Source organism: Chitinophagaceae bacterium (assembly GCA_016713085.1).
Lineage (GTDB): Bacteria > Bacteroidota > Bacteroidia > Chitinophagales > Chitinophagaceae > Lacibacter.
The window spans coordinates 2,268,362-2,286,074 of the sequence record JADJPV010000001.1 but is presented as its reverse complement, the minus strand read 5'-3'; the positions used below and the strand labels follow the sequence as shown (position 1 = coordinate 2,286,074).

The window sequence follows — 17,713 nt, the reverse complement described above, 5'->3', positions numbered from 1 at the left end:
TAATTTCTGATCCGGTTTTGCAGATTATCTTCGCACCCATGTACAAGCTGATACGCTCCTTTTTCTTTTTGTTTGACCCTGAAAAAGTGCACTACTTCGCCATGAATGCGCTCAATGCATTTTGTTCCATTGGCTTTCTGCGGAAGATTCTTGCATCAGGCTTCAGACCATCGTCAAAAAAATTACAAACTGAAATGTGGGGACTGCAATTCCCAAATCCGGTTGGGCTTGCGGCCGGCTTTGATAAGAATGCCAGTTACCTGCAGGAACTTGAAGTGCTTGGTTTTGGTTTTGTTGAAATTGGAACTGTAACTCCATTGGCCCAGCCTGGAAATGACAGACCACGCCTGTTTCGTTTACCCGAAGATCAGGCAATTATTAACCGCATGGGATTTAATAACGAAGGAGTGAAAGCGGTGGTGGACAGATTGAGAGAATGGAAAGAAAAAGTAAATAGCCGCAAGCCGATAGCCGATAGTAATGACACAGGACTATCGACTAACAACCCCCGGCTGATTATAGGTGGTAATATTGGCAAAAACAAAATCACTCCAAACGAAGATGCATGGAAAGATTATGAAATCTGCTTTAATGAATTGTTTGATTTTGTTGATTACTTCGTAGTGAATGTAAGCAGTCCTAATACGCCCGGTTTGCGTGAACTACAGGAGAAAGATTCGCTGCGAAAAATATTATCACACCTGCAAACACTGAGAGCAGAGCGTTTAAAACTGAAGAGTGATAACGGAGTTCAAAAACCTATTCTGCTGAAGATTGCTCCGGACCTTACTCAATCACAGTTAGATGATGTCATTGACCTGGCACAGGAAATTCAGTTAGATGGATTGGTTGCGGCTAATACAACAATCAGCAGAGATAATTTAAGTGCTGCATCGTCAGTTGTGAGTCGTGAGACAGGCGGACTAAGCGGCAAGCCTCTTACAACAAGAGCAACTGAAATCGTACAGTACATTCACCAAAAAACAAATGGCAGTATTCCCATCATGGCAAGCGGAGGGATTTTTACCGGCGATGATGCGAAAGAAAAATTTGCTGCCGGTGCTTCTTTTGTGCAGGTATGGACAGGTTTCATTTATGAAGGGCCGGCCATTGCAAAGAAGATCTGTAACGGCTTATAAACAAAACTTTCAATTATAGAATCATATATTATGGAACATCTTTTTACGTCAGAAAGTATTATCAGTTTTATTGTACTTGTTGTGCTTGAAATTGTACTTGGCATAGACAATGTAATTTTTGTAAGCATTATTCTTAATCGATTAAAGAGTATAAAAGATCAGAAAAAAGCCCGCAGACTCTGGATGATTACCGGAATCCTCTCCCGAAGTTTATTACTGATGGGATTAGGCTGGCTCTTATCACAAAAAGGAAAAGCTGTATTTACAATTGCAGGAAAAGGATTTGACCTTGCAAGTTTGGTGATGCTGGCAGGAGGCTTGTTCCTGATTTACAAGTCGGTTCACGAAATACATCAAAAGCTGGAAGGTGAAGATCCGAATCAGGATCCTGCAAAAACAAAAGGTATTTCGTTTGGTCAGGCTATTGGTCAAATTATATTGATTGATGCAGTCTTTTCTTTCGATAGTATCATCACAGCTGGTGGTACAGCCAAACATGTGGAAATCATGATTGCTGCGGTGGTGATTGCCATGACTGTGATGTTTTTGTTCAGTCCGAAAATTGCAGGTTTTATTCATAAACATCCCACTTTAAAAATGCTGGCACTCTCATTCTTAGTAATGATTGGATTGAGTTTAGTAATTGAAGGCTGGAATGCAGAAGCCGCACACGAATTGCACCTTAAAAATTATATTTACTTCGGCATGGCCTTCTCTTTTGCAGTAGAAATGCTGAATATGGTGATGCGTAACCGTATGAAAGCAAAACGGGTGGTAGAATTGAATGAGCCGAAGCTGGAAGAAGAAGAATACAAACAACAGGATGACACAGCGCATTAAATACTATTAAACTACTTACAAAAACGAGTGTTGTAATTATGCAACACTCGTTTTTATTTAGATCCATGCCGTCAAAACAATCAGAACGCTGTATTGATTGAGCCATGAAAACAGCATCAGTAACTACCTGTTCGTAACTTTTAATTTAAATAAGAACTGAACATGCGCACTGTTTTGATCCCCCTCAAAAAAATCAAGTTGGAAAAACTGATCATCGCCAATAAGTAAAAACTTACTGGTACCATTTGCAATTGCCTTTATTTGCGTTTGATAGGAATAAAGCTTTACCAAACGGTAGTTTAAAGCTGATCCAAAACCGGAAGACCCCGAAGCAAAATTAAACCCGCAGCTGGAACATGGCTGATACCGTACATCAATTGCATCTTCATCATACACTAAACCGCCAACTAAAAATTCAAAACTGAGCAACTGAGCTAAACTAAGATTCGTTAAGCTAAAACTAGCACCCGATAAAACAGACTGTCCTGTAGCAAGTTTCAATGTATTACTTTCCGGCTTTTCCCACATAACTCTTGGCAACATGCTTATTGCAGGAAGTGAATTATAAAAATCAGGTGTACCCTTATAAGTACCATACTTCGTTTTAACCCCGGACGTATTATTAACAACATAGGAGAGTATATTGATCTTTCCAAAAAAATCATCCTGTGTATCCGGCCATAACTCCACAGCTTTTTTACAAACAATTTTATCAAGTATAACCTGCACATCATACACCTGTGCTTTTGCAACAGAAATCGAAGTAAAAATAAAAAAGCAGATTACCCGCACATACAAATGCTTCCGTTTCATATTTATCAGTTTAAAATTTAGAAAATATTTTAACGTACCCGTTTAATTGTAAGTGTTACGCTTCCCGAATTATCAACATATCCTCCAAGAAGAATATCGTTTGCAAATGTTACCAGGTAGCCTGATGCGGTGGCCTTATACGTACGTCCGCATCCAATTTTAAAAGCCACATTCAAAAAATTAGATGTGTTATTCTCCCGAAAGAGTTCCCCAATAAGCGAAAACATATTGAATGCATTATACCTGCGGGCTCCGTCAATAATATTACCCGTATATCCTGCACAATTTGTTTCTGTGCTGCCGTTTTTCCAGCTACCATTTGCAGTAGTAAATTCAAACTCCTGACCGGTACGCATAAATACAGAGCTAAGATTATGTGTTTTATTGGCACTTACAGTAACTGTTTTGCTTTGCCCTATTGCCAGTTCGCCAGCTTTTAATGTGGTAGATAATGTTCCGCAAGATTGTTCTAAACGGTACATGCTGTTAATACCTGAAATATCACCTGCGCTCAATACGTTAGCCCTGCCAAAATTCATATCGGACGGATCAGAGACTTTAACTATTGTTTGCTGTACTGTGCCATTCAGCGTTTTTCCAAATGCAGTGGGGAAGTAATGCATAATCGATAAAAAATCATAAGCTCCGATATCTGTTGACGTGTAGATTGCTTTATTAAAATTTCCTTCCATCCCCGGCAGCACATTTGCCATTCGTATAGATATAAAGCGATCCCGGTCTTCTCTGGATTGCTCATGCAACAAACCAAGTGCATGGCCAACTTCATGTATAACAATACCAGCAGACACTGAAGACAGCTTTACCTCCTGGCCATTGGTACAAAAATTACACTTACCCAAGTAAGAACTACCACCACTAAATCCTAACTGCGCAACTGTGTATTTTTTAAAGCGAAGAAAACTGCCCTGGCCTGATCTTCTTACAAAGCATACGTTTGTTCTTGATACAATATGATTAAGTGAATTAATGATTACCGTTTCTTCTTCAAACGTAAATTCGGGTTCAATTACAAACGGAACAATACCGTTAGTCCATCTGCCTGAAATTACATTGTCATCGGTTACAACAGAAAACTGCATGAACTGATACTTGTCCATTATTTCTACCGTACCCAAATCAATATCTCCATCCAGAAAAACCTGGCCATTAATAACAGATGTAGTAATTGAAGTGTCTTTTATCAATGGGTTATTAAACTTCCGATACACTTTTTTAACGGGCTGCGTTAAAAAGTTGTTTGGCTGAGCAAATACTGTATCAACTGCAACGAATGCTACCAATAGAAAGAAAAAATATTTTACTTTTTTCATGTATTTTATTTTATAGTTATAAATAAGTTTTACCGCATTAAACAGGCAATTGATACCACAGGTATAAACCCTGTAAACTTCCAGTTCTTATCAAAAATGCCACGCATACCATAGTTCAAAACAATATTGCGGTTCATGCGCCAATCGCCTCCAATGGCAATGGTGTTGGGCTGCACTACATTCCACTTAACAGAATTACCCACTACTTCAAATCCCCCAGGCGATTCAAATACTTTTGATAATGCTTCAACCGGTGTACGCAAGCCTTTCTTTTCGTATAAAAATTCTGCAAAAAAAGTAAAATAAGAGCCCCCGTAGCGTAGGTTAAGCCCCGCCGTTAGTAATGTATTATCTGCTACTGCAAGCTGCGTTAACACATCGCCAGTTGAAGTATTACGAATTTGAAAATTCAGTTCTTCCCGGTACCAACTGTTACGTACCAAACCCGAAAGCAACCATTTTTTTCCCATACCAATACTAAAGTTTGCCCAACCGGCCCAAGCTGTACTGCGGTTTAACCGCAGCGATTTAAGCGACCCACTGCTATCGGTTTGATACGAATACACTCTGCCGAAAGCTGCATCAAGAGAAGTTACATTCCAATGCTCTGCAATAAACACCTTTGCCCGTTCATTAATTTCTGCATTACGTCGTGTGTTGATTGTTAAGAGCAAATCTTCCGTTGCTTTGATCTGATTTCGCAATTCAGGTTTTGCAAGAATGTTTACGGTAGTATCTAACTGTTGTTTCAATTCTTTCAGTTTCGATTCCAGTTCGATCTTTTCGGCGCCGAAACGTTCGGAGATATCGGCATATAGTTCCTTTGCCATTAACGGATCTCTTGAGCGGAAGATGTTCGTCTTTACTGCAAAACCAATTCGTCGGTCGTTATTCTCATCTTGAACAGAACCAACAGACAGATCAACCGAAGCCAGCTTTCGCATAAAGCCCGATGCTGCTTGATACTTGCTCAAATCTTTACGGTTATAAAATAACTCCCAAAATGGTTGCGATTGTATAGCGAGGTTGGGGCTCAGCCGCCATGATTTAAACGACCAGTCAACTTTAAAATCTTTAATATCGGCTGTGCGATTGATCTGTGAAGGTGTTACACCCATTACATCAAATACAGGAGAAGCAGGTATTGCAAATTCTTTAGGAGTAACTCGATTGGGTGCCCCAGCCTCCTGTGCTTTGGCAAAATATGATGCTGTAAAAAAAAGAAGAATTAAAATGATACGTTGCATAATGAACATTTACTTCAGTAAAATTGCATTTCGTTTTACACCTGCACCATACCTGAAAAGAAGTGATTTTGCTTTAAGAAAAATACCTGATTGGAGGTAGTCAGGTTATTTGTCATACTATTTCATAAAAAAGCGTGTTTTATTTTTTACAACACGGTTTTATCTATCACTGCTTGCAAGAAGACAAGAACAACATTCTACAAAAACAGATGAGCTTAATTTTTCTGGTCGCTCGTAATTACTGTTTCAATACAAGCAACACCTGACGGTTTTGTTTTTCCTGCAATATTTCCAATTGGTAATACCCTGCGGACAGTTCTGCAATGTTTAATTGTAGAGAGGTGCCCGTATTGCTTATGCTCCAGGTTTTTAAAGTACGACCATACATATCGTTTATACGTAGTTGCAGATTGCGACTGTTGTTTTGCAGTTGAATATGTAATACATCTTTTGCCGGGTTAGGATAAATGCTGAAGGCTGATGTTTGTTGAAGATTGACAACTTGAACAGAACTGTAAGTAAAGCTGCCATCAATATCAACCATCTTTAAGCGATAATAAAGTTTAGGAACTGTTGCAAATACTGTTAAAGCATTAGCATCAATATACTGGTACTGCTGTTTGCTTGTGAGATTGCGTGCAACAAGTGCACCTGCGGAAGTAAAGTTGATACCATTTGTACTACGTTCTATGTTGAAATGACTGCAGTCTTGTTCATTCTCTGTAGTTAAGTTCAACGTAACATCATTCGTTTGTTTTGCTGCGTAAAATGATATTAGTTTTAATGGAAGAGGTGTGGCAAGTGTTTGTACAATAAATCCACTAAAACCATTTACCTGAAAACTTACTTCCCAACGGTTGTACAAATCGTTCCAAACAATATCATTATTATCCGGATCAATAACAGAAACGGTACTGCTGTGAGATGATGGAAGTCCGGTTCCATTGTTGCTTGTGCCTGCATATTTTCCAATACGTAAATTGTTTTTGCCTGTGGCATCACCCGAACCTGTAGGTAAGTTGAGTGTGCTGCCCGGATGTGCATTGAACTCATCAAATTCAGTTTGCGAAAAATACAATGTTACTCTTGCAGTTGCAGCATCTGCATTTATCGCCGGTGTAATTTGATAATGGCGTGCAACAAATGGCTGGCCTGCATGTGTAGGTACACTTCCTTCAACCCATGCTTGCGCAGTAACACTACCAGTAACCGAGCTGCTGCCGCCATTGGGAGTAATGCTGGCAATTATTCTGCAATTACCTTCTGCAATAATTGCTACGGGTGACGATCCTGCTATGTTCATTGTTTTAGCATCTAAACTATTGGCCCGGCTCATGCCCGATGGATTGTAAACAACTATTTTATTTAAAAGATTAAAGCCTCCAACTATTACGTTTTGATTGGGCAAATGAATAACCGGGGTAACGTTGTTGCCTCCAATAATACTGTTGCAGGTATTTATAAATCCAGTAAGTGGTACAGATGCATCACCCCAGGTGGTAGCACCTGCATTAACAGTTCCACCATCATCCCAAAAACCACTGGTGATGGCATAATTGCCATTGGTAAAAGTGATGATATCGCCACCCCCACCAGTAATATCGCCGCCAATGAAATCGCTGGCTGTAGCACCTATTAATGAATTAGCAGAACTAATAGGACCGCTAACCCCGGTAGTTCCATCGTCCCAGGTAACAGCACTGGCATTTACAATGGTTCCATTATCCCATTCGGCACTACTGATAATATAATTGCCATTGGGAAGATTTGTTATACCCTGCTTACCTACTGCATCATTTGCTTTGCTGCCCACTAATGAATTACTGCTACTAACGGTTCCGGATATGCCAGTTGTGCCATTGCCCAAGGTAACAGCACCTGCATTTGAAATAGCTCCATTATCCCAGTTTGAACTTACTACTACAAAATTTCCATTTGTAAGTGCTTTGATTCTACCCCCAGTACCCACATTATCATTTGCTGCTGTACCTGTTAAAGAGTTGCTGGCAGATACAGGCCCGGTAATACCTGTTGTTCCATTGCCCCAGGTAGCTGCACCAATATTAATTGGAGTTCCATTGTCCCACTCGGGGCTGCCAACTACATAGTTGCCATTTGACAAAACAATTACGTTGCCACTACCTACTTTGTTATCGGCTATGCCACCCACTAAAGAATTACTGCTGGTGATTGTTCCTGTTAAGCCTACAGAACCATCAACCCAAGTAACGGCACCTGCATCTGTTAATGCAACATTATCCCATAGCGAACTGGCAATAACATAATTGCCATTGGTTAGGGCAACAACGCCATTTAATCCAACTGCATCATTCGAAACGCTACCTATTAAAGAATTGCTGCTGCTTATAGTACCCGATGTTCCTGTAGCTCCATTACAAAATGTAACAGCACCAACATCTGCTGCTGCACCATTATCCCACAAAAACTATATACAACATAATTGCCATTAGAACGTGTGGTTACATTTCTTCCTATTCCATCAAAATCTGTTGAGCCTACTAAAGAGTTGCTGCTGCTTACTGTACCCGTTGTTCCCGTAGTTCCATTGCCCCAGGTAGCTGCACCCATGTTTAAATCATTTGGCCAGCTACTGCTTTTTACAACGTAATTGCCATTGGTTAATGCAGTAACGCCGTCACTGCCAATTCGATCTTTAAATGCACCATGTATTGAAATAGCTGTACTTACCGGGCCCGAAATTCCTGTTGTTCCATTGCCCCAAACAACAGCACCTCCATCTACAGCAGCTCCAAAATCGCATTTGCTGCAAACGACAACATAGTTTCCATTGGTTAATGGAAAAACTCCTTGAACCGATTCAGTTAACCCCATTCTGTCGTTTGCAATTGTACCCACCAAAGAGTTGCCGCTGCTAAGTTCACCGCTAATACCCGACGTTCCGCCAGCCCAGGTTACTGCTCCTGCATTGGGAGCACCTGTGTTATCCCAGTCAGAGCTTCTTATTAAATAATTATTATTGGTTAAAACGGTAATTCCACCATTGCCAACAGCGTCGTCGGTTCTTTTGCCTATTAAAGAATTGCTGATGCTTACAGGGCCGGTAACACCGGTAGTACCACTTCCCCATGTTACGGCACCAACATTTACAATGCTGCCATTATCCCAATTAGGACTAAGTACTACAAAATTGCTATTGGGTAATGCCTTGACGCCTAAATCAAATATTGATATTCGTCCCACTTGGTCGTCGGACTTAGTTCCTACCAACGAATTAGCAGGGCTAACCACTCCATTTAATCCTGTAATGCCATTTACCAAAGTAACGGCACCGGCATTAACAGCAGTTCCATTATCCCAAAAAGGAGATCCCACTAAAAAATTACCATTGGACAATGGAGTTACATTGCCAACACCGTCTTCTGCTGTGCTTCCTTTTAATACACTGATAGGTGTGAAAGTTGTACCGCTGTATAGGTAAACAGCACCTACATTTAACGTGGAGCCTTCATCAAAGCCCGGATCGGTAACAACAAAATTTCCATTTGAAAGCAGGATAATATTTTGCCCAAACGAACCGCTGCCTGCAGGACCGTTAATGGTGAATGATTGTGCTGTTGTAGTCATTGCAAATATTATTGCCAAACATGTTGCCGTTAGTTTATTCATTGTTGTTGATTGATAGCTGAATTGAAAAGCTGAAGTATATATTGAAACAAAAGTAGAAGCATGCAAATGCCTTAACTATACCTGAATGGAGGTATTTTATACAAATACAGTTCATAGAAATATATCTCGTATCTGTGGTTTGTAAACAGTGTCGTTAAAACAAAACCATTTTACCTATTGAGTATTGAGGACAACTACATTAAAAAAAAGGAAGAGTAAAAAAAGCCCTGTTCATAGGTCGGTATTGTTGGAGATAAAACTCCTTATACAGCATGTTTAAATCAGTACCAGACGTGTAGCATTATGAGTAAATGAAAAATACCTGAAAGGAGGTAGAGAAGTTACAACTTTAGATTCTATCTTACTTCCTTTTATAAACACAAGTAACCAAAAAACATAATCTGTTAAACAACATGTCTTCTTCTTATATAAATGCCAAACGCATCACATTTACTTTGTTACTTACTTTCGTATTGCTGCAAACAGCACAATCGCAAACGGATAAAAAAACCGACAGCCTTCTGCAAATAATCAAATCTAAAAATGATACGGCAGCAATATCAGCTTATGGAGGACTTAGTAATGTTTATTATTTCAAGGGCATGCAGGATTCTGCTATTTATTACAGTCGTTTGGGAATTACGTTATCCAAAAAAAATAAGAACTATCAACTAACCCGCCTGCTACTTGCAACGGCAAGATGCTATTACATGAAAAGCATAAACGATTCTGCACAACTGTATTTAGATGAAGTAAACCCGGTTTTTGAAAAAGAGAGCACAGACAATAAGTTGATGTATAATACCATCCTCGCTTCTCTTTATCTCGATGAATCACGAACGGAAGAAGCTCTGCAGTTATTTATACAGAACGCAAACATTCTGGAACAACCCGAAAATAAACATTTGAAACATAAACTATTTGCTACATATGGAAATATAGGTCAAACATTTCTGCGGGAAAAAGAATACAGCAAAGCAGAAGAATACCTTAACAAAGTGATAAAGATGCAGGAATATGCAGAAAATAAATCGCAACTCATCCAGATTTATAATAAGTATTTTATTATCTACAGTAGCACAAACCAGTTAGATAAAGCAAAAGTTGTAATGGATAGTGCCATGGCATTAACCAAAGAAGTAAATAATCTTGAATTGAAGCAGGCCGTTTACGTTAATCATGGAAGGCTGTACGAACTACGTTCCGAATATCAAAAAGCAAAAGAATATTATCTTATAGGATTAAAACTAACAGACAGCATTAACAACAACAGCTATCGCTCCCGCATACTGAATAATTTAAGCAGTGTAAGCATTTCATTAAAGCAAATGGCAGATGCCGAAAAATTTGCAGTAGATGCTCTGCGCTTTGCAAAGGAAATTAACAGCTTTGAAGATCTGAATTATGCTTATGCCAACCTGAAGCTGGCCGAAATGCATAAAGGAAATTATAAGCAGGCACTTGTATATGCCGAACTGGAGTTTGCATATGCCGATAGCCTGAGCAGTACAACCAGTAAAGAAAATGTTCGCCAGTTGGAAGCAAAATACCAAACGGAAAAAAGGAAAAGAAATTGCAGACCTTACCCTTACTAAAACCGCAAACGAATTAGCATTGGCAAAAACGGAACAGGCTGATGTTAATAGGTGGGCTGGCAGCTATTTCCATATTATTGGTGCTGGGATTACTGTATAGAAACAGCAAACAAAAAAACCTGATTGCACAAAAAGAAAACAACTATCAACAGGAACAAATCAAATTTCTCGAAAGGCAACAACAGGTTGTTTCGTTACAAAGCATGGTTAACGGGCAGGAAACTGAACGTACACGTATTGCCAAAGATCTGCATGATGGGCTGGGTGGTTTATTCTCTACGGTAAAAATGCATTTCAGCACATTGCAGCACGAGCAACAGGAGTTGCAAACCAATCCGCTCTTCTCTAAAAGCTATGAACTCATTAATACCGCTTCGGAAGAAGTACGCCGTATTGCACATAACATGATGCCGGAAGTGTTACTAAAGATGGGCGTTGTGCAAGCCACGCAGGAATTGTGTAACAGCATCAGCGCAGGCAAACTGCTGAAAGTAGCCATGCAATCGTACGGCATGGAAAAACGACTGAATGCCTCAACGGAGATCATGCTCTTCCGCATTATACAGGAACTTCTCAACAACATTATTAAACATGCACAGGCTACCGAAGCCATTGTTCAATTTAACAGAGAGGGCAATCGCTTAAGTGTAACGGTAGAAGATAATGGCCGTGGATTCAACATGAAAGAAAGCGATGAAAAAATAAGTGCAGGCCTTTCATCGGTAAAAAGCCGGGTGCAATATCTCAACGGACAATTATCGATCGATTCGCAAAATGAGATAGGCACAACCGTCTTAATGAATTTTCTTATAAACGACCAAAGTGCCGGCAGTTAAAACAACCATTTGCACACAATTCCTCACTCATCTTTTATAAACAAGTAAAATGCATAAAGTATTGTATAAGTTTCCTCTGCTAATGCTCCTCTGTTTTTATTGCATAAATATATCTGCGCAAACATCAGAACAATTAGTCGATAGTTTACGAAAAGAATTACCTAAACAAAAAGAAGACTCAAACAAAGTAAACCTGTTGATAGAAATCTGTAATAATATAAGCTATTACGACCTGGACCAAGCCGTCAACTATGGATTGCAAGGGTTGGCTCTTAGTAAAAAAATTGGTTTCAATAAAGGCACTTCAAAAATGGCCTACATACTTGGCTTTGTATATGCTGATCAGAATAAATTTAAAGAATCGACCAATATGTATGAGGAAGCAGAACAGATTGCCAGCAAAGAAAAAAACCACGAACTGCTTGGCAAGATCAATAATGGCAGAGGTGGTTGGTATTTTATGCAGAGCGATTTTTTTAATGCCTCCTACCATTATTCCAAAGCATGTGAATATTTTCAACTGATGAAAGATACAGCCAGAGAAATAATGGCTTATCAGAACCTTATTGCAACGATAGGTTCATTAGAAAATTATGACAGGTGTATCAAGCTTAGCCTGGAGTTGCTGGAAAAAATAAAACCTTCAAATGATAATTCCCAATTGGCGTTTGCCTATAATCACTTGATTGTCGCTTACCTAGGCATCAATAAGACTAATGAAGCTGCAAAATATGTCCCACTGTTGAGATCCTATATTGCAACAACCAGCGATCTTGCATTTGCCGCTGACTCTTACAGCATACTGGGCCTTTACCATGAACGTAAAGGAGAATATGATACTGCCCTTTCCCTTCACAAAACCGGATTAAAAATTTCGCTGCGTGAAAATTTTCAGCCTGCATACCTTAACCTGGCAATTGGCAGAACCTATCTTAAGAAAAAAGATTTCGCAAATGCATACATCTATCTTAAAGAAGCATTGGCTCTTTCAAAAAAAGCGAACTCAACGGATGTGTACTACAGGGCATGTGCACAAATAAGCGCCTATTATGCAGCCATTAAGGACTTTAAAAGTGCTTATAATTACAGCATTGAATATGAAAAACTCAATGATAGTATACTTGCATCAAAAACAGTACAATATGCTTCTTTTCTCGAGGCTTCGTTTGAAAGCAGTAAAAAGGAGAAACAAATTGCGGCGCTCGAATTATCTAATGCTCAAAATGAACTTGCTGTTGTACGCAGAAACAGAATGCTCATTATTATTGGTTTATTCGCAATTACATTATTATCTATCCTTGGGTTTCTTTATAGAGTAAGTCAGCAAAAACGAACCATCGCAGAAAAAGACAAAATATTACAACAGGAGCAAATCAAATTCCTCGAACGGCAGCAACAGATTGTTTCATTACAAAGTATGGTGAACGGACAGGAAACCGAACGTACCCGTATTGCCAAAGATCTGCACGATGGACTGGGCGGTTTGTTCTCTACTGTAAAAATGCATTTCAGCACATTGCAACACGAGCAACAGGAGCTTCAAACAAATCCCCTCTTTTCTAAAAGCTATGATCTGATCAATACAGCATCAGAAGAAGTACGCCGCATAGCACACAATATGATGCCGGAGGTTTTGTTAAAGATGGGTGTTGTACAAGCAACACAGGAATTATGCAACAGCATCAGTGCAGGTAAACTGCTGAAAGTAGCCATGCAATCGTACGGTATGGAAAAACGACTTAATGCCTCAACGGAGATCATGCTCTTCCGCATAATACAGGAACTCCTCAACAACATTATTAAGCATTCGCAGGCAACCGAGGCTATTGTTCAATTTAACAGAGAGGGTAATCGCTTAAGTGTAACGGTAGAAGATAATGGACGTGGATTCAACATGAAAGAAAGCGATGAAAAAATAAGTGCAGGTCTTTCATCGGTAAAAAGCAGGGTACAATATTTAAACGGGCAGTTATCGATCGATTCACAAAACGAGATAGGCACTACCATTCTAATGAATTTTTTAATTAACGAGGGTGAAGCAGTTTCATAAGCTTGCCTTTTTTGTATTTTCAGCACAGCAATAAAGTACCATGATCAAAATCCTCGTTGTTGATGATCATCCGTTAGTGGGTGATGGCATTTCCACCATGTTGAAAGATGAACTGCACCTGAATGTTTGTGGCATTTGTAAAAATGGCAAACAGGCTATTGAATCTTTCAATGAATTAGAGCCGGATGTGATACTTCTCGATATCAGCCTCCCTGATATTGACGGTATTGAATTATGCAGCATACTCCGCAAACAAAACAAAGACGTAAAGATCATCGGTCTTACTTCTACCAATGAAGCAGGCATCATCAGCCAGTTTTTGGCAAAAGGTGGCAATGGCTATCTGTTGAAAGATATGGAGCGTTACGAATTACTGGAAGCTATTGATGAAGTAATGCTAGGAAAAATCTATCTCAGCAAAGCAGCCAACCAGAAAATACTTGAACAATTTAATTCGTTAAAGGATGCTGCACAGGAATTACCCGGACTTACACGCAGAGAAAAAGAAATTTTAAAACTATTGTACGATGGATACAATGGTCCTCAAATTGCTGAGAAGCTATTCTTAAGTCATTACACAGTGGAAACTCATCGTAAAAATCTAATGCAGAAACTGAATGTAAGCTCAACTCAGCAGCTATTAAAACTGGCAATTGAACACAAACTTATCTGATCAGGTAAACAATGTTGGACCTGCACCGCTGTACGGTTTCTTTCCCAAATGTTCATATGCTTTGGCTGTTACTTCCCTGCCTCTTGGTGTACGCTGTAAAAATCCTTCCTGTATTAAGAATGGTTCGTACACTTCTTCGAGTGTACCTGACTCTTCTCCAACAGCAGTTGCAATGGTGGTAATACCAACAGGCCCCCCTTTAAATTTATCAATAATGGTGAGCAGAATTTTATTATCCATATCATCTAAACCATATTCATCTACGTTCAATGCTTTCAAACCATGTTGTGTTACTCCGAGATCAATCACACCATTGCCAAGTACCTGTGCAAAATCACGCATGCGCCTCAGTAAACCATTGGCAATACGTGGCGTAGCCCGGCTTCTTCCGGCAATTTCTTTTGTTGCATCGCTGGTGATCTTCACCCCTAAAATTCCAGCAGCACGCAGAACAATCTTCTGCAATGTTTCAGCATTGTAATATTCCAGTCTTGATTTAATGGCAAATCTTGATAACAATGGTGCACTCAGTAAACCGCTTCTTGTTGTTGCACCCACCAATGTAAATGGATTGAGATTGATCTGGATACTTCTTGCATTGGGTCCGCTGTCAATCATAATATCAATCCGGTAATCTTCCATCGCCGCATACAAATATTCTTCAACAACAGTACTTAAGCGATGAATTTCATCTATAAACAACACATCATTCGGTTCAAGATTAGTCAGCAGTCCGGCAAGATCGCCTGGCTTTTCAATTACAGGCCCCGATGTTTCTTTAATATTCACGCCCAACTCATTTGCCACAATACGGCTCAATGTTGTTTTGCCCAAACCGGGAGGGCCATGAAACAATACATGATCCAGCGCTTCACCTCTCATCTTTGCCGCCTTGATAAATATCTTCAGGTTATCAATAATCTGCGACTGACCTGAAAATTCTTCAATACTCGATGGACGGATATTATTTTCAAACTCCTTCTCAGCAGAGGTTAATGCTTCTTTGTCGCTATTTAAATTGGGATTTGCCATTTCACGTTGTAACTTAATGTAAAACTAAACAATAAAGTTACAGGTGTTGATTCATCTGTAAAATCAAATCAGCATCAGGGCAATTTTTTAAATAGAAATCTTTATCGCTCATTCTGCATACACCGGGATAATCACCTTCATTTAATTCCAGGTTGTCAATGATCTGGAAATGAAGATGCGGAGGCCAGTGGCCATTTTCTGCAGGCACTCCAAAGTGAGCAAACTCCTGTCCACGGTTAATATATTGCCCGTCAACCATTGCAAGATCATGCAAACATAAATGCCCGTACAATGTGTAAAATGCAACGCCATCTAACTGATGAAGTAAAATAATGGTTGCCCCGTAATCACCATACTGATCATTGAATTTATAACTGTGGATCATTCCTCCCAGCGGGGCATATACGGGTGTTCCTGCTTCGCCCCAGATATCAATTCCCAAATGCAGTCTTCTTGGTTCGCCACCATCAACTGCATCAAACACTTTACTTCTGCTGTATACAGAACGATGCTCAGCATAACCACCAATGCCAAATTTTGCAGAAGCCTGTTTCAGTTTCTGATCAACATAATCACTGTACAGTGTTACATCTTCTATGATAGTTTTGGTAAGATCTTTATTGGCTTCTGTAAAATCCATCTTCAGCAATTTGTCTTTGCCGGGTTCAAATGGAACTACCGGATAATACAGATGCCTGTTCTTTTCTAAAATATTGATGAGTGGTGCTGTCATTTTAACAAAGTATTTCGCATTAAAGATACCTGTAACTGCTGAAATCATTTCTACCTGGAAAATATTTCAATTAACAATACGTTTTAAAGACTATACCTTGACCATTCTATGAATAATCGAATCGTATTTTTCCTTTCCTTTTTACTCATCAGCTTTTCTGTTTCGCATGCACAAATGATTACCGGTGTGTGGAAAGGAAAAGTAGGCAATGGATTACGGCCATCAAAACTTGAATTAAAACTGGTGCAGCGTGGCGACAGTTTATTCGGCACTTCCTATTATTACGAGTCAGCAACTAATTACCGCCGTTATGCAGTGAAAGGATATTTCAACCAGCAAACCAATGAAGTAGTTTGGTGGGATGATGAATTGCTGGAAGCTAAATCTCCACGGGCAAATATTATATCACCGGGAGAACTCCCCCTGCTGATGGAGGCAGATTTTAATTGCCCCGGTGAAGGTGTGATGATGCTTGATGGAAAAGCAGTAACAAAAGAAGAGCAGAAAAACAAAGGTGATCTGCATCTCGATAAAATTGAAACTCCTGCTTTTAAAGATGAATGGGATTATGTAATTGAGAATTATACTGTGGGCACCAATGACCCGGAGTTTATTGACAGTATTGCAGCCATTCACCGAGTAACAAAGCAACCGGAAGCTGTTGCTGTAACACCTGTACCGGAAGTGATTAATCCTCCACGAGTGGAAAGATCAAATCCCGAACCTGTTGTGGTAAAAACAAGTCCACCTGTTCAAAAAGATACTGTTCAGCAAATCACAAAAACAGAAACTACTCCTGTTCTTCCCAAAAATGAAACGGCACCGGCTATTTCAAAAGCTCCGGCTATTGTAGAGAAGTTTATTGAACGTAAAAAAGTTTTAACTACTGAATTGCCACTGGAAGGCGATACGATTGAAATTCATTTCTACGACAATGCAGAAATTGACGGTGATTCAATTTCACTGTTCATGAATAACAAACTTGTTTTTGAGCATGTGCGTTTGAGCGACAAACCTTATGTTGTAAAGTTTGCAGTGAGTATGCTAAGTGAAGCAAATGAACTGGTAATGGTGGCTGAGAATTTAGGAGCCATTCCACCCAATACATCTTATATGATTGCCTATGTAAATAAGCAACGCTATACAGCCAATTTAGAAAGTACAGAAAACAGCAGTGCGATGATTCGGTTTGTGCGAAAGCAGTGAGTTGCCAAGGAGACACTGAGAGCACGGAGAAATACAATTCAATCTTATGTAAAAAGGGAAATTACTTTTAAAGTAATCTCCCTTTTTTATTTTCTTCTCTGCATACTCTGTACCTCTGCGTGAGAGAAAATTTTATTTCTTCGCCTCCTCCACTTTGTATTCTTTCAAATGCCGGTACACCAGGTTTTCATTTTCCACTTGAACCATCCGCAACTCCATGAACGTACTGTCAGCATCGTAAAAACCAATAATGCATGAAAATTTTTCAGGACCTTTTCTCAGTTCAGGCTTGGGCATAAATCCCATATTAGGAAACGAAAAAATCTTTTCACCCGTTACTTCTTTGTACTGAAACCTTACTTCATACTTGAGCGATTCTTTTTGTTCAAACAAAGCCACTTTAAATTTCCAGTCGGGATTCAGCTGATCATTTACATCTTCCGTATATTCTTTTACCGCCATAGCACTTACTGTTTTTCGTTCGGCTGTATAAGGCTCATTACTGTTATTCTTCCCACCATTACATGCTGTAAAAGCGATTGCCACTGCTAAGATCAAATACTTCATTCT

General features: G+C 39.5%; 15 protein-coding genes. 7 read left to right on the top strand and 8 right to left on the bottom strand.

Translation table 11 applies throughout. The annotated features are described in order from the left end of the window. The first annotated feature begins 38 nt into the window (after positions 1-38). The gene (locus IPK31_11000) at positions 39-1,139 is read left to right on the top strand and encodes a quinone-dependent dihydroorotate dehydrogenase (GenBank protein MBK8088424.1); all 1,101 of its coding nucleotides are present in this window, start codon (positions 39-41) and stop codon (positions 1,137-1,139) included. Between the two features lie 30 nt (positions 1,140-1,169). Further along, the gene (locus IPK31_10995; protein ID MBK8088423.1) at positions 1,170-1,979 is read left to right on the top strand and encodes a TerC family protein; all 810 of its coding nucleotides are present in this window, start codon (positions 1,170-1,172) and stop codon (positions 1,977-1,979) included. A 123-nt stretch (positions 1,980-2,102) separates the two neighbouring features. On the opposite strand, the gene IPK31_10990 is transcribed toward IPK31_10995, so the two are convergent. The 5 genes from IPK31_10990 to IPK31_10970 all read right to left on the bottom strand — a co-directional run bounded on the left by IPK31_10990 (position 2,103) and on the right by IPK31_10970 (position 8,976). Beyond that, complete coding sequence (locus tag IPK31_10990) at positions 2,103-2,792, bottom strand: hypothetical protein (protein ID MBK8088422.1); 690 nt, start codon at positions 2,790-2,792, stop codon at positions 2,103-2,105. Between the two features lie 29 nt (positions 2,793-2,821). Further along, positions 2,822-4,123, bottom strand: a complete 1,302-nt coding sequence (locus IPK31_10985) for a hypothetical protein (protein MBK8088421.1) — start codon at positions 4,121-4,123, stop codon at positions 2,822-2,824. A gap of 29 nt (positions 4,124-4,152) precedes the next feature. Beyond that, positions 4,153-5,370, bottom strand: a complete 1,218-nt coding sequence (locus IPK31_10980) for a hypothetical protein (protein MBK8088420.1) — start codon at positions 5,368-5,370, stop codon at positions 4,153-4,155. A gap of 238 nt (positions 5,371-5,608) precedes the next feature. After that, on the bottom strand, positions 5,609-7,813 hold the full coding sequence (locus IPK31_10975; GenBank protein MBK8088419.1) for a T9SS type A sorting domain-containing protein: 2,205 nt from the start codon (positions 7,811-7,813) through the stop codon (positions 5,609-5,611). Beyond that, a complete protein-coding gene (locus IPK31_10970; protein ID MBK8088418.1) occupies positions 7,735-8,976 on the bottom strand; it encodes a hypothetical protein in 1,242 nt (413 codons plus the stop codon). Before IPK31_10970 ends, IPK31_10975 begins: the two co-directional genes overlap by 79 nt. 455 nt (positions 8,977-9,431) lie before the next feature. Between IPK31_10970 and IPK31_10965 the strand changes: the two genes are divergently transcribed. The 4 genes from IPK31_10965 (at position 9,432) to IPK31_10950 (ending at position 14,172) form a co-directional block, all read left to right on the top strand. Continuing rightward, the gene (locus tag IPK31_10965; GenBank protein MBK8088417.1) at positions 9,432-10,613 is read left to right on the top strand and encodes a tetratricopeptide repeat protein; all 1,182 of its coding nucleotides are present in this window, start codon (positions 9,432-9,434) and stop codon (positions 10,611-10,613) included. A gap of 41 nt (positions 10,614-10,654) precedes the next feature. After that, on the top strand, positions 10,655-11,449 hold the full coding sequence (locus tag IPK31_10960; protein ID MBK8088416.1) for a hypothetical protein: 795 nt from the start codon (positions 10,655-10,657) through the stop codon (positions 11,447-11,449). A 310-nt stretch (positions 11,450-11,759) separates the two neighbouring features. Further along, complete coding sequence (locus IPK31_10955; GenBank protein MBK8088415.1) at positions 11,760-13,499, top strand: sensor histidine kinase; 1,740 nt, start codon at positions 11,760-11,762, stop codon at positions 13,497-13,499. A gap of 40 nt (positions 13,500-13,539) precedes the next feature. Beyond that, positions 13,540-14,172 carry a response regulator transcription factor gene (locus IPK31_10950; protein ID MBK8088414.1) on the top strand — a complete coding sequence of 211 codons (633 nt, stop codon included), beginning with the start codon at positions 13,540-13,542 and terminating at the stop codon, positions 14,170-14,172. On the opposite strand, the gene ruvB is transcribed toward IPK31_10950, so the two are convergent. Together ruvB and IPK31_10940 are read right to left on the bottom strand one after the other, a co-directional pair. Next, the gene (gene ruvB, locus IPK31_10945; protein MBK8088413.1) at positions 14,173-15,204 is read right to left on the bottom strand and encodes a Holliday junction branch migration DNA helicase RuvB; all 1,032 of its coding nucleotides are present in this window, start codon (positions 15,202-15,204) and stop codon (positions 14,173-14,175) included. Positions 15,205-15,241: 37 nt separating this feature from the next. After that, entirely contained in the window at positions 15,242-15,937 is a 696-nt protein-coding gene (locus IPK31_10940; protein ID MBK8088412.1) for a peptidoglycan DD-metalloendopeptidase family protein, read from the bottom strand. Between the two features lie 108 nt (positions 15,938-16,045). Here IPK31_10940 and IPK31_10935 point away from each other — a divergent pair, with 108 nt between their 5' ends. After that, positions 16,046-17,143: a hypothetical protein gene (locus IPK31_10935; protein ID MBK8088411.1), complete on the top strand. Its 1,098-nt coding sequence runs from the start codon at positions 16,046-16,048 to the stop codon at positions 17,141-17,143. 132 nt (positions 17,144-17,275) lie between these two features. On the opposite strand, the gene IPK31_10930 is transcribed toward IPK31_10935, so the two are convergent. Beyond that, on the bottom strand, positions 17,276-17,710 hold the full coding sequence (locus tag IPK31_10930; protein MBK8088410.1) for a hypothetical protein: 435 nt from the start codon (positions 17,708-17,710) through the stop codon (positions 17,276-17,278). Positions 17,711-17,713 lie beyond the last annotated feature (3 nt).

Bases quoted from the DNA above. Each gene is read 5' to 3' on its own strand.
- IPK31_11000 (MBK8088424.1), top strand. From the start codon at position 39: ATGTACAAGCTGATACGCTCCTTTTTCTTTTTGTTTGACCCTGAAAAA.
- IPK31_10995 (MBK8088423.1), top strand. From the start codon at position 1,170: ATGGAACATCTTTTTACGTCAGAAAGTATTATCAGTTTTATTGTACTT.
- IPK31_10990 (MBK8088422.1), bottom strand. From the start codon at position 2,792: ATGAAACGGAAGCATTTGTATGTGCGGGTAATCTGCTTTTTTATTTTT.
- IPK31_10985 (MBK8088421.1), bottom strand. From the start codon at position 4,123: ATGAAAAAAGTAAAATATTTTTTCTTTCTATTGGTAGCATTCGTTGCA.
- IPK31_10980 (MBK8088420.1), bottom strand. From the start codon at position 5,370: ATGCAACGTATCATTTTAATTCTTCTTTTTTTTACAGCATCATATTTT.
- IPK31_10970 (MBK8088418.1), bottom strand. From the start codon at position 8,976: ATGACTACAACAGCACAATCATTCACCATTAACGGTCCTGCAGGCAGC.
- IPK31_10965 (MBK8088417.1), top strand. From the start codon at position 9,432: ATGTCTTCTTCTTATATAAATGCCAAACGCATCACATTTACTTTGTTA.
- IPK31_10960 (MBK8088416.1), top strand. From the start codon at position 10,655: ATGTTAATAGGTGGGCTGGCAGCTATTTCCATATTATTGGTGCTGGGA.
- IPK31_10955 (MBK8088415.1), top strand. From the start codon at position 11,760: ATGGCCTACATACTTGGCTTTGTATATGCTGATCAGAATAAATTTAAA.
- IPK31_10950 (MBK8088414.1), top strand. From the start codon at position 13,540: ATGATCAAAATCCTCGTTGTTGATGATCATCCGTTAGTGGGTGATGGC.
- ruvB (MBK8088413.1), bottom strand. From the start codon at position 15,204: ATGGCAAATCCCAATTTAAATAGCGACAAAGAAGCATTAACCTCTGCT.
- IPK31_10940 (MBK8088412.1), bottom strand. From the start codon at position 15,937: ATGACAGCACCACTCATCAATATTTTAGAAAAGAACAGGCATCTGTAT.
- IPK31_10935 (MBK8088411.1), top strand. From the start codon at position 16,046: ATGAATAATCGAATCGTATTTTTCCTTTCCTTTTTACTCATCAGCTTT.
- IPK31_10930 (MBK8088410.1), bottom strand. From the start codon at position 17,710: ATGAAGTATTTGATCTTAGCAGTGGCAATCGCTTTTACAGCATGTAAT.